This is a genomic window from Pseudotabrizicola sediminis (genome assembly GCF_004745575.1).
GTDB classification, from domain to species: domain Bacteria; phylum Pseudomonadota; class Alphaproteobacteria; order Rhodobacterales; family Rhodobacteraceae; genus Pseudotabrizicola; species Pseudotabrizicola sediminis.
The window spans coordinates 89,154-103,591 of record NZ_RPEM01000011.1; the positions used below are offsets into that span (position 1 = coordinate 89,154).

Consider the following 14,438-nt stretch of genomic DNA (forward strand, 5'->3'; position numbering starts at 1 on the left):
AAAGAGGACTAGGCATATCGCGGGATCGTGATAGCCTTTTGCCCAATTGAAATTGAGTCTGCCATTTAAGGAGAGATGTGATGAAGTTGAAAGGAATTGCAACCGCCGGGATCATTGCGGCCTTGGGCCTGGCGCCAGCAGGCCAGGTTCAGGCCGATGCGGGCGACGCCATTGCAGGCGCACTGATCGGTGGGATCATCGGGCATGCCATCGCCAATGACCAGAACAAACGCCGCGTGACCACGCAGCGGCGGTCTACCAAATCGACGATATCTTCCGCGCAGCGCGAGGCCAACCGCGAGGTGCAGACCGCGCTGAACCATTTCGGCTATCCGGTCGGTGCGCCGGACGGGGCGATCGGGCCGCGCAGCCGCGGGGCGATTTCCAGCTATCAGGCGACGCTGGGCTATCCGCCCACCGGGCAACTGACCGAATATGAGCGCACCGTGCTGGTCAGCGCCTATCACCGCGCGATTGCGGGTGGGCCGATGGTGGCACAGGCGGCCGCAACGCATCCGATGGGCATGCGCGGCCTGCTCTTGATGCAACGCGACGAGATGGCAGGGATTCCGCCCGCGATGGTGGCGGCCCCTTCGGCGCCGGTGGCCCCGATGATCCCCGCCATGCCGGTGCTGGTGACGCCCGCCGCCCCGCCGGCGGTGATGGCCGCCACGCCTGCGCTGCCATCGCTGATGCCAGAGGCCCCGGCCACCGTGGCCGCCGCCCCGGCGCTGCCCAGTTTCATGGGCTCGGGTACGCCGCAGGTGTCGCTGGCCAGCCAGTGCAACAAGATCAGCCTGATGACCAACACCAACGGCGGTTATGTGACCGAAGCCAGCATGACCGACCCGACCTTCGCGCTTGGGGAACAATTCTGTCTGGCGCGCACCTATGCCATGGCCACCGGCGAAGAGCTGGCGGGCAAGGTGGCGGGCTTTACGCCCGCACAGATTTCCGAACAATGCGCCGGATTTGGCCCGGTATTGGCCGAGCATGTGGCGGGCCTGTCGATGAAAACCCGCGATGAGGTGCTGACAGGCGTCAAGAGCTTCATCATGGGGTCGGGCATGTCGCCGGCGCAACTGTCGGGCACGGCGAAGGTCTGCCTTGGCGTGGGCTACACCACCGATGCGATGGATGTGGCTGTCGGATCGGCGCTGCTGCTGACCGCGATGGGCGAGGCGGGCTATGCCGAGCTGCTGGGCCACCATCTGAGCCAGGGCTTTGGCGCCACCATGCGCCCCGAACTGGCGCTGGACTGGTATGACATGGGGCTGACGGCGATCGGGCAGGGGCAGGCGGTGTTCGCGCCGGGCCTTGGCGGCGACCGGGGCGCGGTGATCCGCAAGGCGGCCTATACGGCGGCAGGGCGCGCGGGCGATCTGGCCCCGGCGGTGCCTGCGGGTCTGCCGCAGTTTGCGCTGGTGCCGGACGCCGCGCCGGCAGCACCGGTAGAGCAAGTGGCGGCAAACACCGATGCGGCCCCGATGGCGGGGCCGCGGGTGGTGTCGGCGGCCAAGCTCTTGTCGCTGCTGCCGGGCAACTGACCGGCTGACATCGGGGCCAGACCGGTCGGGCCTGAAAAAGACCGGCCCACAGAAAGCGGGGGAGGGGCGTAAAATCCCCCTTCCCTTCGCAGCGGACCTTCGGTAAAAGCCCGCCATCCAGGTCGTGTCTGCGGATGTGGCGGAATTGGTAGACGCGCAGCGTTGAGGTCGCTGTTCTTTAATCGGAGTGAAAGTTCGAGTCTTTTCATCCGCACCACGTCCTGGCAAAATCCAAAGAAGGCGCCCCTGATCCGGGCGCCTTTTGGATTTTATGGCGCGCTGTCGCGCCGTCCGGCCTGTTGTCGCCGCGATTTGCTGCCGATCTGCCGGGCATACCGCCCGCGATCTGCCTGCCAACTGCCGCAAGAGGCGGCGAAAGCGGCGCAATATGACTGATTTTCCCGCATATCCTGTGACATGCCTGAAAATGTGACAAGCTGGTTGCATTGCGGGGCGGCATTGGCTTTAGTCATCCTAACAAGTGCAGAAAATCTGCCGGACCATATGGGGAGACCAGCGCGGTGAGCGAAAGCCACAGGGACGCATTTGTTGCCTTTGACCGGGTGCAAAAAAGCTATGACGGCGTCAGCCTTGTCGTCAAAGATCTGAACCTCGACATCGCCAAGGGCGAGTTTCTGACCATGCTCGGGCCGTCAGGCTCGGGCAAGACCACCTGTCTGATGATGCTGGCGGGATTCGAAACCGCCACCAATGGCGAGATCCGGTTGGATGGCACCAACATCAACGCGGTGCCGCCGCACAAGCGCGGCATCGGTATGGTGTTTCAGAACTACGCGCTGTTCCCGCATATGACGGTGGGCGAGAATCTGGCCTTTCCGCTGGAAGTGCGCGGGATGGGCAAATCGGACCGCGACGCCAAGGTGCAGCGCGCACTGGACATGGTGCAGATGGGGGCCTTTGCCAACCGGCGCCCGGCGCAACTGTCCGGTGGACAGCAGCAACGAATCGCGCTGGCGCGGGCATTGGTGTTCGACCCCAAGTTGGTGCTGATGGACGAACCCCTGGGCGCGCTGGACAAACAGCTGCGCGAGCATATGCAGTTTGAAATCAAGCATCTGCACGAAAGCCTTGGCATCACCGTGGTCTATGTCACCCATGATCAGGGCGAGGCCTTGACGATGTCTGACCGCATCGCCGTGTTCAACGATGGCCGCATCCAGCAACTGGCGCCGCCCGCCGATCTGTATGAACGCCCCGACAACAGCTTTGTCGCGGGCTTTATCGGTGAAAACAACAAGCTGCCCGGCACTCTGGAAGAGCTGACGGGCGACAAGGCGCTGGTGCGGCTGGCGACGGGCGAGGTGATTGATGCCACCGCTGTCAACGTCACCCAGAAGGGGCAGGCGACGCTGGTGTCGATCCGCCCGGAACGGGTGGAATTCAAGCCCGAGATGATGCCACCCGGCGCCCATATGATCGGGGCCGATGTGCTGGAGGTTATCTATATGGGCGACATCCTACGCGCCCGCCTGCGCGTGGCGGGGTCGGATGACTTTGTGATGAAGATGCGCAACACCCAAGGCCAGACCCGTCTGGCCCCGGGACAACAGATCAAGGTCGGCTGGCATCCGCAGGATGCCCGCGCGCTTGACCCGGTCTGACGACATCCCCGGCATAAGGGGGCGCCGCACAGTGCGGCCAACACCAACGACAACCAATATGGGAGACTGCCAATGAAGAAACTTCTTGTTCTATCCACCGCCCTTTCCGGCTTTGGCCTTGCCGCTTCGGCGCAGGAAATTGCCGTAATGTCCTGGGGCGGTGCTTATGCGACCAGCCAGATCGAAGCCTATCACAAGCCCTTCACCGCCGAGACCGGCATCACCGTGGTCAGCGTCGATGCCGACAACCCGGCAGCGCCCATCAAGGCGCAGGTCGAGGCGGGCAACGTCACCATCGACGTGGTCGATCTGGAATATGCCGATGCTGTGCGCATGTGCGACGAGGGCCTGCTGGAAGTGCTCGACCCGGCCATCCTTACCCCCGGTGCCGATGGCACCCCGGCCACCGATGACTTCCTGCCCGGCGCCGTGACCGACTGTTTCGTTGCCACCATCGTGTTCTCGACCAACTTTGCCTATGACGCGACCAAGTTCCCGGAAAACCCGCCGACCACGATTGCGGATTTCTTTGACACCGCCACCTATCCGGGCAAGCGCGGCATGCGCAAAGGCGCCAAGGTCAATCTTGAAATGGCGCTGATGGCCGATGGGGTTGCGGCCGATGAGGTCTATGCCATGCTGGAAACGCCGGAAGGCGTGGAGCGTGCCTTTGCCAAGCTGGGCACCATCAAAGCCGACATGATCTGGTGGGAGGCTGGCGCACAGCCACCGCAACTGCTGGCCGATGGCGAGGTGGTGATGACCACCGGTTACAACGGTCGCTTCTTCTCGGCCGCCGTCACCGAAGGCAAGCCCTTCGTGCAGGTGTTTGACGGGCAGGTCTACGAATATGACGGCTACGCCATTCCGAAAGGCGCGCCGAACATGGAAGCGGCGCTGCAGTTCCTGACCTATTCGACCACAACGCAGGCGCTGGCCGATCAGGCCAAGTGGATCGCCTACGGTCCGGCGCGTGTGTCCTCTGGCCCGCTGGTCGGGTTGTTCATGGATGGCAAGACTGAAATGGGCCCCAACATGCCCACCTCTGCCGATAACCTGACCAATGCGCTGCCGTCGTCCTATGAGTTCTGGGTCGACCGCGACACCGAGCTGAACGAGCGGTTCAATGCCTGGCTGACGGCGAACTGATCTGATCTGATCCGGGGCGACGCTGTGCCGTCGCCCCGGATTTTTGCCAAGGGGGTGACTGATGGCTGACATATCTGCTTCTGATGTGGGATTGCTGAAGACCAGCGATGGCCGTCCGCTCAAATCGGCGCTTGCCACCGCGCAACAGCGCTCCAAACGGCGGGCCTTTCTGCTGGTTCTGCCGCTCCTGGCCTTCATCATCATCACCTTCATCATCCCCATCGGGCAGCTGCTGCATCAGGCGGTCTATAATGACGGGTTTTCCGCCAACATGCCGCGCACCACGGCCTGGTTCGTCGAAAACCCGCCTGGCACCGTGCCGGACGATATTGCATTTGAGGCCCTGGCACTTGACCTGAAAGACGCCGCTGCCGCGCGCACCGTCGGCGTGGTCGGCACCCGGGTGAATTACGAAATGTCGGGGACAAGATCGCTGTTCACCTCGACCGCGCGGGGGGCGGCCCGGCTCGAGCCGCCGTACCGCGAGGCGCTGCTGGAGGCGGATGCGAAATGGGCCGACCCCAACCTGTGGGGCACCATGCGGCAGGTGTCGGATGCCTATAGCGCCAATTTCTTCCTTGCCGCGTTGGATATGACCCGCGATGTGAACGGCAAGATCGTGCCGATGCCCGAAGAGCGGCAGATCTATGTCAGCCTGTTCGTCAAGACCTTCCTGTTGGCCGGGCTGATCACATTCACCTGTTTTCTGCTGGGGTTTCCGATTGCCCATCTGCTGGCGACGCTGCCGATGAAATGGTCCAACCTGCTGATGATTTTGGTGCTGCTGCCGTTCTGGACCTCGCTTCTGGTGCGGACCACCAGCTGGATGGTGCTGTTGCAGCAACAGGGTGTGGTGAACAATACCATGGTGGCGCTGGGGATCATCAGCGATGATGGCCGGATCCAGATGATTTACAACCAGATGGGCACGATCATTGCGATGACGCATATCCTGCTGCCGTTCATGATCCTGCCGCTGTATTCGGTGATGCGCCCGATTCCGCCGACCTATGTGCGGGCAGCGCGGTCGCTGGGGGCCACAAGCTGGACCGCGTTCCGCCGGGTGTATCTGCCGCAGACCCTGCCGGGGGTGGGGGCCGGGTCGTTGCTCGTTTTCATTCTGGCGGTGGGATATTACATCACGCCGGCGCTGGTCGGCGGGGCGAGCGGCCAGCTGATTTCCAACCTGATCGCGTTCCATATGCAAAGCAGTCTGAACTGGTCTCTGGCATCGGCGCTTGCGGCGCTGCTGTTGGGGGCGGTGCTGGTGCTGTACTGGATTTACGACCGGCTGGTCGGCATCGACAACCTGAAGTTGGGGTAAACGATATGGCACTTCCCATCTACGCATCGCCGCTGGAGCGGGTCTGGCATTACACGCGGCTGGTGATCTGCGCGCTGATCTTTCTGTTCCTGATCGCGCCGATCCTGATCATCATGCCGCTGTCGTTCAACGCCGAGCCCTACTTTACCTTTACTGAAAAGATGCTGGCCTTTGATCCGTCTGGCTACTCCTTGCGCTGGTATGACCTGTTGCTGACGCAGCCATCCATCCCAAATGATGTTCCGCGTGACGGTGCGTGGTGGGCGCAGGTCTGGCGCGAAAGCGCCTGGGTCAGGGCTGCGAAGAATTCGGTCATCATTGGGTTTTTCGCCACCATCGTGGCCACGGTGCTGGGCACGATTGCGGCTTTGGGACTGTCGCGGCCGGAAATGCCCTATCGGCGGCTGATCATGGCGATCCTGATCTCGCCGATGATTGTGCCGATCATTATCACGGCGACGGGGTTGTTCTTTTTCTACTCCAGCCCGTGCGCGCTGATCGGCTGGACGGGCCTTTCGCAATATTGCGGGCGGCTGACCAGCAGCTATACCGGCGTGGTGCTGGCCCATGCCACGCTGGGCATTCCCTTTGTCATCATCACCGTGACCGCAACGCTGATCGGGTTCGACCAGTCGCTGAACCGTGCTGCGGCCAGCTTGGGCGCACCGCCCACGACCACGTTCTTCAAGGTGACCATGCCGCTGATCCTGCCCGGTGTGATTTCGGGCGCGCTGTTTGCCTTTGTCACCTCGTTCGACGAGGTGGTGGTGGTGCTGTTCGTGGCGGCCCATGACCAGCAGACCATCCCGCGCCAGATGTGGAACGGTATCCGCGAACAGATCAGCCCGGCGATCTTGTCGGTGGCGACCATACTGGTGGTGATTTCCATCGGCATGCTGGCCACGCTGGAGATCTTGCGGCGCCGGTCGGAACGGCTACGTGGGGTCACGCCGCACTGAGGGGGTTAGGGCGGGTGGTTAAACGCGATGGCCCCGGGCCTTACGGCAAGATCGCCAGCCACATCCAGACCGAGCCGATCGACATGGCGGTGGCGATCAGCACGGCGGAGGCATTCACGCGCTTTGCCACGCCATACATGTGCGCGAACAGATAGGCGTTGACGCCGGGGGCCATGGCCGCCGTCACCACGGCCGATCGCAGGCTGGCGGTGTCAAGGCTGAACACCTGCGTGCCCAGCACCCAAGTCACCCCCGGATGCACGAACAGTGACACCACGCAGACCATGGCGATGGTGGCGCGGTCGCCTTCTGGTTTGTAGCGGAACAGCACCCCACCCAACCCGAACAGGGCGGCGGGAATGGCGGCGCGGGTCATCAGATCCACCCCCGCCCAGAACGCCCCCGGCAATGGCAGGCCGGTCAGGTTGACGATGAACCCCAGCGTGATGCCGATCACCAGCGGTTGCGTAAACACCGCCTGACCGATCTGGCGCGACAGCGCCGCCGCCGACAACCCCTGTCCACGCGTGCGGGCCCATTCCATCAGCCCGATGCCAAAGCCGTATAGCATGGGTGAGTGGACAGAGATGATGGCAAAGTTGCCCTGCAAGGCCGCGACCCCGTAGGCGCGTTCGGTGATCGGCAGGCCCAAAAGCAGCGAGTTGGAAAACAACCCGGCAAAGCCGATGGCAACGGAATCGGTCAGCGGGCGGCGGAACAGCCAGCGCGCGCCGGCAAAGCACAGCGCAAAGCCGGTAAAGGCACCCACATAGAACGACACCAGCAAGCCGGTGTTGTAGGCACCCGACAGATCCAGCGTGGCGATAGAGCGGAACAGCAGGCAGGGCACCGCAAAATTCTGCGCAAAGCGCATCAGCCCGTCGACCGCCGAGTCGGAAAACAGTCCAAAGCGCGCCGCGGCATAGCCAAAGCCGATCACCATGAAAACCGGCAGAATCACGTCCAGCAGCGCCGTCATGCGGCGATCTCGATCACCATCCCATCGAACGCGGGGCGGATGTGGGGGGGCAATTCCCCCAGCAGCGTCGCGTGATCCAGATCATTGTGCATGTTGGTCAGCACCGCGCGCGCGGGTTGCGCGCGGGCGATCCAGCCCAGCGTCATCTCCAGATGGGCATGGGTCGGGTGCGGCTTGCGGCGCAGCGCATCGACCACCCAGACCTGCAAGCCGTCCAGCAGCGGCCAGTGCCGGTCGGGGATCGCCACCGCGTCCGGCAGATAGGCAAGGCCGCCGATGCGGAAGCCCTGCGCATCCATGCTGCCATGTTCGCACAGAAAGGGGGTCAGCGTCAGATCACCCCCGGCACCGGGCACCGTGAAGGCCACATCATCGGTGATGCTGTTCAGGTCGAGGATCGGCGGATAGGGACTGCCCGGCGGTTGTACAAAGGCATAGCCAAAGCGCGCGACCAGCGCGTCTTGCGTCGGGCCGTCGGCCCAGACCGGAAGGCGACGGCCAGTGTTGTAGACCACCTGCCGCAGATCATCGACGCCATGGGTGTGGTCGGCATGGGCATGGGTAAAGACCACAGCGTCCAGCACGCCCACCCCCGCCGCGAGCAGTTGCGCATGCATGTCGGGCGACGTGTCGATCAGCACCCGCGTGATGCCAGCGGCCCCGATGCGTTCCACCAGCATCGAACAGCGGGTGCGGCGGTTCCTGGGGTTGGACGGATCACACGCGCCCCAGTCCGGTGCCTGAACTCCAAGGCGGGGAACCCCGCCCGAAGAGCCGCAGCCCAGAATGGTAAAGCGCAGGCGGTCTGTCATGCCGGTTGGTCCGACAGGCGGGCGCGGGGGAACAACCGGTCGAAATTCGCGGTGGTCTGCGCGGCAAAGTCGGCCTCTGACATGTCAAACAGCCCGGCCCCGACCGATGCGGTATAGCTTGTATAGGCCGGCTCATTACGCCGCCCGCGATGCGGCGGCGGCGCCAGATAGGGGCTGTCGGTTTCCAGCAGGATACGGTCCACCGGGGCTGCGGCAAAGATGCGGCGCAGATCATCACTGCGCGGAAAGGCAGCGATGCCCGACATCGAAAGGTAAAACCCCAGCTCCAGCGCGGCCCGCGCCAAAGCCTCCCCGCTGGAAAAGCAGTGCATCACGCACGAATAGGGCCGGTCACGGAACATCTCGGTCAGGATGGCCGCCATATCGTCATCTGCCCCGCGCGCATGGATGATCAGCGGCAGTCCGGTTTCCTGTGCGGCGGTGATGTGCAGGCGCAGGCTTTGCTGCTGCACGGCCTTGGTTTCGACGGTGTAGTGGTAATCGAGGCCGGTCTCGCCGATGCCGACAAACTTCGGATGCTGCGTCAGGGCAACCATCTGATCGACGGTGATCAGCGGTTCCTCATGCGCGCGCATCGGGTGGACCCCGGCGGCATAGAACAGCGAAGGGTGCGCCTCGGCCAGCGCGCGGACCGCTGGTTCCTTGTCCATCCGGGTGCAGATCGTGACCATGCGCTGCACGCCCGCTGCGTGGGCGCGGGCGATGACCTGATCCAGCTCGCCTTCGAAATCGGGGAAATCGAGGTGGCAGTGGCTGTCCACGATATGGATGGCTCGTCTTGTCGGCATTCTGAGCTTACCTTTGGGCGAGCTGTGCCGCCGTCTCGTCAATTTTGAGCAAGCTATCCATCAGAAGCGCGGCAGGGTCAAGGTTGACCGCCTTGCCCCGGCGTGCGCGCAAGGACAGGGTTTGTGCGAGGTCCGCCCAAGCCCGCGCGGCTTGCTCACTTGGGGCCAGTCGGGCGAACAGATCGCCTTCACCGCGCGCGGCCTCGGGGGGCAGTTGGCGCAGGGTGCCGGCGCGGGCCAGCCGGGCCAGAAACAGATCGAGCAGGGTGACGATCAGGTCAAACCGTTCCTCCGACCCCTTGCCCGCACCGGTTTCGGCCAATGCCAGCGCGCGCGGGCGGTCCAGCCGGGGCAGGGTGGTGAACAGCTGGGTCAGGCTGGCATAGGTTTTCAACCCGTCCAGATTGGTCAGCCGGAATGCCTCTCCGACCGAGCCACCGGCCAGCTCACCCAAGGCCTGCACATCATCCGGGTCCACCGCACCGCCCGCCTGTTCCAAGGCGCGCGCAAGCGGTTCGGGTGTCAGGGCGGTCAGCCGCAGCTCGCGGCACCGTGACCGGATGGTGGGCAGCAACCGGTGCGGCTGATGCGCTATGACAAGGAAGGTCACACCCGAGGGGGGTTCTTCGAGCAGTTTCAGCAGGGCATTGGCGGCACCGGTGTTCAGGTCATCCGCCGCGTCGATGATCGCCACCCGGCGACCGCCATCCGCCGCCGACAGGGCAAAGAACGACTTCATGCGGCGCACCTCATCCACGCGGATATCGGCGGACAGCGCGGTTTCCTTGTCATTGGCACCCCGACGCAGCAGGAACAGGCGCGGTTCGGCCAGTTGCAGCATGCGCCGCGCGACGGGGGCGTCGGCGGGGATGTCCATCGACTCGGGCGGCGGGGCGGCGAACATGCCGCCATCCTCTTCCGGCGTGGCCAGAAGGAACCGCGCCACGCGCCAGGCAAGTGTGGCCTTGCCCACGCCCTTCGGCCCGGTGATCAGCCAGCCATGGTGCAACCGGCCCGAAGTGAAGGCATTCAGGAACGCGCTTTCCGCCTGCTCATGCCCATAGAGCCGCACTGTTTCGCGCGGGTGGGGGGCACCTTCGATCCGGTCTGGTTCGGGCAGATCAGCGGCGGCCATCAACGGCCCCCGATCGCCGCGAGCGACAGCGCCAGCACATCGGCGGCCACCGCATCGGGCGTGCGCGCGCCGTCGATCACGCGGAACCGGTCGTGGCGGGCGGCCAGCGCCAGAAACCCTGCACGGGCGCGGGTCTGGAAGGCCAGCCCCATGTCTTCAAACCGCATCTCGGACCCGGCGCGGGCGGTGGCGCGGGCCAGCCCCTCGGCAGGGTCCAGATCGACCAGCAGGGTCAGGTCCGGTTCCACCCCGATCATCAGGTCGTGCAGCGTATCGACGGTGGCGGTCAGATCGCCCCGGGTGATGCCCTGAAAGATGCGCGTTGAATCGGCAAACCGGTCGGTGATCACCACATCGCCGCGTGCCAGCGCCGGGCGAATGGTCTTTTCCAGATGGTCGCGGCGGGCGGCGGTGAACAGCAGGATCTCTGTCTCGGGTGACCAGCGGTCGGTCGCACCTTCCAGCACCAGACGGCGGATTTCCTCGGCCCCCGCGCTGCCACCCGGTTCGCGGGTCAGGGTCACGCCATGCCCCGCGGCGCGCAAAGCATCTGCCAGCAGGCGCGCCTGCGTGGATTTGCCCGACCCGTCGATGCCTTCAAGACTGATGAAAATCCCTGCCATGGCCCCGCCTATCAGGAGGCGGGGGTCTCGTCGAGATAGCGCGCGCGCAAGGCATCGACCGCCGTCATCAGCCGTTTGCCAAAGCCGCCGCGCGCGACATCGGCTTCGACCACCAGGGGCACGCGGGCATCGGGCAGGTTGGGGATATGGATGATCAACTCACCCACCTGCGTGCCAGCGGTCAGCGGCGCCTTCAGCGGGCCGGTATAGACCACCTCGGCCGTGGTGCTTTCCTGCACCAATGCGGGCACCAGCAGGCGCACATCGGCGGCTGGCACCAGACCAACGCGGTCCGCCGATCCCATCCAGACCGGCACCTCGGCCACGCGCTGCCCGGCGGTTACCAGTGTTTTTTCGGCAAACTGGCGAAAGGCCCAGGACACGATGCGTTCGGCTTCTTCCGCCCGTTCGCGTTCGCTGGTCAACCCGGTGATCACGAAAATCACCCGCCGATTGCCCTGCGCCGCTGATCCGGCCAGACCATAGCCCGCCTCGGAGGTGTGGCCGGTTTTCAGCCCGTCAGAGCCCACCCCCAGCGCCAGCAGCGGATTGCGGTTGTTGGCATTGGCCGGCGCGCGGTTCTTGTAGTCAAAGGTGGTCTCGGCAAAGATCGTGTAGAGTTCGGGGAAATCCACGATCAGCCGTTTGGACAGGATGCCCAGATCGCGCATCGACATCACATGACCGGCGGCGGGCCAGCCCGAGGAATTCTTGAACACCGAATTCTGCATCCCCAAAGCCCGTGCGCGTTGGGTCATCTGGTCGGCAAAGGCCTCCTCCGTACCCGCCAGCCCTTCGGCGACCACGACACAGGCGTCATTGCCGGAATTGACGATCATGCCATGGATCAGATCGCTGACCGTGGGCCGGTCGGATTCCTGCAAGAACATGGTGGACCCACCCATCGCCGCCGCGCGGGACGACACCGGGAACTGGGTTTCCATCGTCACCCGGCCATCGCGCAGCGCTTCGAACAGCATGTTGATGGTCATCAGTTTCGACATGCTGGCGGGCGGCAGCGCCTGATCGGCGTTCTTGTCCATCAGCACGGTCTGGGTCGTGACATCATAGACCCAGGCGGCGGTGGCCTGGGTTTCAAACGCCTGTGCCACCGGGGCCGTGATCAGCAGGAACAACGTCAGGGCCGGGGCCAGAACGGCGCGGAAAAGGCTGTGGGGGCGGCGGCTTCGGATGCACATCGGATTGCCTCGGCTTAGCGGTTCAGGAAATAGGCATCGGGAAAGCCCGCGCCCTTGACGCGGGTCAGGGCCGCCGCATCGCCGGTGGTGGTCACCGACCATAGCGGTTTGCCCTTGCTTTCCTCACGCCGGACAGAGCCTTGCAGCCCGGCTGCGGTGAGCGAGGCGACGGCGCGGGTGGCATTGGCCTCGACCGAGAAGATCCCGATCTGGATGGTGCGCCCGCCCGTGGCCGGGGCGGCAGCCGCCGGGGCAGGGGCCGATGCGCCGACAACCGGTGCGACAGGGGTTGGCGACACGGGCGCTGCCTCGGCCCGGTCAATCGCCGCTGCGACCCCGGCGATCGGGTCAAGCGACTGGGTTTCCACCGTTTCCGACGAATCCAGAATTGGTTTGCTGGCATCGGGGGTGACCGTTGCTTCTTCACGGCGCAGCGCGATCACGCTGACATCGGCCGGGGCCCCCGCCAGCACACCAAGCGCGGCTGCAGCATCGGACGAGATCTGCAGCTTCGGCCCGGGATTTTCGATCTCGCGCCGAAACAGCGCGCCGATGACGAACTTGCCATTGGCGGTGTTGCGGATGATCACCCGTTCGGGGTCTTTCGCATCGGGCGAGGCGACCCAGACGCCACCCAAGGACGGGCGGCCATCCCACAGCGCCTTGTCCGTGGTCTGGAACACCTCGGGCGCTTCAACATCGCGGTCGATCAGCCGGGTGGAGGTTGACGCCGCAGGCGTGGCCCCATCCGCAGTGGCGGCCCCCCGGAACGGATTTGCGCCATCGACGCAAGCGGCCAGTGCCGTGCTTGCGACTGTCATCAGGATAAGCGCCCTGATCCGTGCCTGTGCCATGTCTTGCCCCCGATGCCGCAGGTTTATCCTGCGCTTGTTTCCCTTGGTTGCGCCGTGCCGGTGCTGCCCTTGCCCGACGCACCGCCTGATTTGACAATATCATACCGCTGCACGCCCTGCGAGGAAAGGGTGTGTGGAACTTTCGGCACAGATCGACACGCACACTTGACCATTCGGCATCGCCCCGGCTTGAATTCACCGCAAAGGCCCGCTATCGGGGGGTCTGCTGGAAGTGTGGCCGAGTGGTTTAAGGCTCTAGTCTTGAAAACTAGCGTGCGGGGAACCGTACCGTGGGTTCGAATCCCACCGCTTCCGCCATTTCTTAAATTAATCTATTGATTTTCAACGTATTTTCGGCAACGAAGTGAATTCGTCCCTACTATCGGCCCTAACCGTGGCTTTAGGGGAAGCAGCCCTGTATTGCGAATTGTTGGAGGGTCTAGCCGAATTTCTCTACAGTCCATCCGGCTGGAAGAGGGCAACTTTTGGCGGCCCCAGCAATTTTGCGGACAGAGGGGCAAATCACAGCATGGTTCACCCTATGCATCGGTGACCGTAGTATGGTCGCCACTAGGTCGAATGGCCACCTGACTGTAGTGCAGCACAGTAGTTACAAAGGTTTAAAATTGTGGCCATTCGCGATACAACACAGATATACGTGTGGTCGCCATTCCGCCCAAGTGAAGTTAAAACGAGCGCGGGAAGCACTCGCCTTACTGCTTGCTAAACGAGATAACCCAAGCGACCGCGCACTGCAGGTTGATTTGCCCGCACTTCTGGTGACTGGCGTTGACTGGCCCTGAGGTGCGGCCCGTCAGAGCGGACGTTCGCGACAGTTGCATAATCTGGGTATGGCCGAGTGGCCGGCGAGCGGGACGAAGCTGCCCTTCATTTGTAAACGCAATGCTCTTTTGCAAAGCTAGTGGTCCACACCTGACACAAGTTACCCATTGAAGGAGCGTATCTGGCACGGGTCCAATATTTCCGAGTGATACTGTCAGATGACGGCCAAGAGCCCCAAGCAGCCGATCGGGAGTATGATGTCACCGTGTCGCAGCTTCCCCGAAGCAAGTGTTCATGGCATGCTTCCGAAAATGCCCCTCATGCTCCGCTGTCGACCGCCCTTCCACGGCTTAGGCAATTCAATAACGCAGCACAGGCATTTCAAGTATAAGAGGTTTCTTTTCGATGGCGCTTTCAGAATTGTACGCAAACACCGGAGCAACAGGCTTCACAATTGGCTTCTTCATGGACGCAGGGCCGCACCCGAGATCAGGTTATTTGGCCGCGCCTTTCTTCACGACGAATGACCCCATCAAGGCTCTGACAGACAAGGGATGCGATGTCCGGCTGATCATTCGGTTTTCACCGATTACAACGCCCCAAGTGAGCTACTCCCCAACTCTTGGACAGATTTCCGGCTGAT

Annotated in this window: 12 protein-coding genes and 2 tRNA genes; 7 read left to right on the forward strand and 7 right to left on the reverse strand. The window is 63.5% G+C overall.

Going from position 1 to position 14,438, the window contains the following annotated elements; all coding sequences use genetic code 11:
• Positions 1-80: 80 nt before the first annotated feature.
• From EEB11_RS15515 to EEB11_RS15540, 6 genes are all read left to right on the forward strand, one after another.
• The gene (locus EEB11_RS15515; protein ID WP_135432860.1) at positions 81-1,547 is read left to right on the forward strand and encodes a peptidoglycan-binding domain-containing protein; all 1,467 of its coding nucleotides are present in this window, start codon (positions 81-83) and stop codon (positions 1,545-1,547) included.
• A 130-nt stretch (positions 1,548-1,677) separates the two neighbouring features.
• Positions 1,678-1,764: transfer RNA gene (locus tag EEB11_RS15520), tRNA-Leu, on the forward strand.
• A gap of 304 nt (positions 1,765-2,068) precedes the next feature.
• Positions 2,069-3,169, forward strand: a complete 1,101-nt coding sequence (locus EEB11_RS15525; protein WP_135432862.1) for an ABC transporter ATP-binding protein — start codon at positions 2,069-2,071, stop codon at positions 3,167-3,169.
• Between the two features lie 72 nt (positions 3,170-3,241).
• Complete coding sequence (locus tag EEB11_RS15530) at positions 3,242-4,318, forward strand: ABC transporter substrate-binding protein (RefSeq protein WP_135432864.1); 1,077 nt, start codon at positions 3,242-3,244, stop codon at positions 4,316-4,318.
• 61 nt (positions 4,319-4,379) lie between these two features.
• Positions 4,380-5,642 (forward strand): ABC transporter permease, encoded by a 1,263-nt coding sequence (locus EEB11_RS15535; RefSeq protein ID WP_135432866.1) that lies wholly within the window; start codon positions 4,380-4,382, stop codon positions 5,640-5,642.
• Positions 5,643-5,647: 5 nt separating this feature from the next.
• Positions 5,648-6,601: an ABC transporter permease gene (locus tag EEB11_RS15540; RefSeq protein WP_135432868.1), complete on the forward strand. Its 954-nt coding sequence runs from the start codon at positions 5,648-5,650 to the stop codon at positions 6,599-6,601.
• A 40-nt stretch (positions 6,602-6,641) separates the two neighbouring features.
• On the opposite strand, the gene EEB11_RS15545 is transcribed toward EEB11_RS15540, so the two are convergent.
• Genes EEB11_RS15545 through EEB11_RS15575 form a run of 7 tightly spaced genes read right to left on the reverse strand, consistent with a single transcriptional unit; the run spans position 6,642 to position 12,979 of the window.
• Entirely contained in the window at positions 6,642-7,580 is a 939-nt protein-coding gene (locus EEB11_RS15545; RefSeq protein WP_135432870.1) for an AEC family transporter, read from the reverse strand.
• A complete protein-coding gene (locus EEB11_RS15550; RefSeq protein WP_135432872.1) occupies positions 7,577-8,392 on the reverse strand; it encodes an MBL fold metallo-hydrolase in 816 nt (271 codons plus the stop codon). Before EEB11_RS15550 ends, EEB11_RS15545 begins: the two co-directional genes overlap by 4 nt.
• Complete coding sequence (locus EEB11_RS15555) at positions 8,389-9,201, reverse strand: TatD family hydrolase (protein WP_135432874.1); 813 nt, start codon at positions 9,199-9,201, stop codon at positions 8,389-8,391. The genes EEB11_RS15550 and EEB11_RS15555 overlap by 4 nt, the downstream gene beginning before the upstream one ends.
• Before the next feature lie 7 nt (positions 9,202-9,208).
• Entirely contained in the window at positions 9,209-10,336 is a 1,128-nt protein-coding gene (locus EEB11_RS15560; RefSeq protein WP_135432876.1) for a DNA polymerase III subunit delta', read from the reverse strand.
• Positions 10,336-10,959 carry a dTMP kinase gene (gene tmk, locus EEB11_RS15565; protein ID WP_135432878.1) on the reverse strand — a complete coding sequence of 208 codons (624 nt, stop codon included), beginning with the start codon at positions 10,957-10,959 and terminating at the stop codon, positions 10,336-10,338. Before tmk ends, EEB11_RS15560 begins: the two co-directional genes overlap by 1 nt.
• Positions 10,960-10,970: 11 nt before the next feature.
• Positions 10,971-12,158 carry a D-alanyl-D-alanine carboxypeptidase family protein gene (locus EEB11_RS15570; protein ID WP_135432880.1) on the reverse strand — a complete coding sequence of 396 codons (1,188 nt, stop codon included), beginning with the start codon at positions 12,156-12,158 and terminating at the stop codon, positions 10,971-10,973.
• 14 nt (positions 12,159-12,172) lie between these two features.
• Entirely contained in the window at positions 12,173-12,979 is an 807-nt protein-coding gene (locus EEB11_RS15575; protein ID WP_245298936.1) for an SPOR domain-containing protein, read from the reverse strand.
• 261 nt (positions 12,980-13,240) lie between these two features.
• On the opposite strand from EEB11_RS15575, the gene EEB11_RS15580 reads away from it, so the two are divergent.
• Positions 13,241-13,330, forward strand: a tRNA-Ser gene (locus tag EEB11_RS15580).
• The last annotated feature ends 1,108 nt before the right edge of the window (positions 13,331-14,438 follow it).

Bases quoted from the DNA above. Each gene is read 5' to 3' on its own strand.
- EEB11_RS15515 (WP_135432860.1), top strand. From the start codon at position 81: ATGAAGTTGAAAGGAATTGCAACCGCCGGGATCATTGCGGCCTTGGGC.
- EEB11_RS15530 (WP_135432864.1), top strand. From the start codon at position 3,242: ATGAAGAAACTTCTTGTTCTATCCACCGCCCTTTCCGGCTTTGGCCTT.
- EEB11_RS15535 (WP_135432866.1), top strand. From the start codon at position 4,380: ATGGCTGACATATCTGCTTCTGATGTGGGATTGCTGAAGACCAGCGAT.
- EEB11_RS15540 (WP_135432868.1), top strand. From the start codon at position 5,648: ATGGCACTTCCCATCTACGCATCGCCGCTGGAGCGGGTCTGGCATTAC.
- EEB11_RS15545 (WP_135432870.1), bottom strand. From the start codon at position 7,580: ATGACGGCGCTGCTGGACGTGATTCTGCCGGTTTTCATGGTGATCGGC.
- EEB11_RS15550 (WP_135432872.1), bottom strand. From the start codon at position 8,392: ATGACAGACCGCCTGCGCTTTACCATTCTGGGCTGCGGCTCTTCGGGC.
- EEB11_RS15555 (WP_135432874.1), bottom strand. From the start codon at position 9,201: ATGCCGACAAGACGAGCCATCCATATCGTGGACAGCCACTGCCACCTC.
- EEB11_RS15560 (WP_135432876.1), bottom strand. From the start codon at position 10,336: ATGGCCGCCGCTGATCTGCCCGAACCAGACCGGATCGAAGGTGCCCCC.
- tmk (WP_135432878.1), bottom strand. From the start codon at position 10,959: ATGGCAGGGATTTTCATCAGTCTTGAAGGCATCGACGGGTCGGGCAAA.
- EEB11_RS15570 (WP_135432880.1), bottom strand. From the start codon at position 12,158: ATGTGCATCCGAAGCCGCCGCCCCCACAGCCTTTTCCGCGCCGTTCTG.
- EEB11_RS15575 (WP_245298936.1), bottom strand. From the start codon at position 12,979: ATGACAGTCGCAAGCACGGCACTGGCCGCTTGCGTCGATGGCGCAAAT.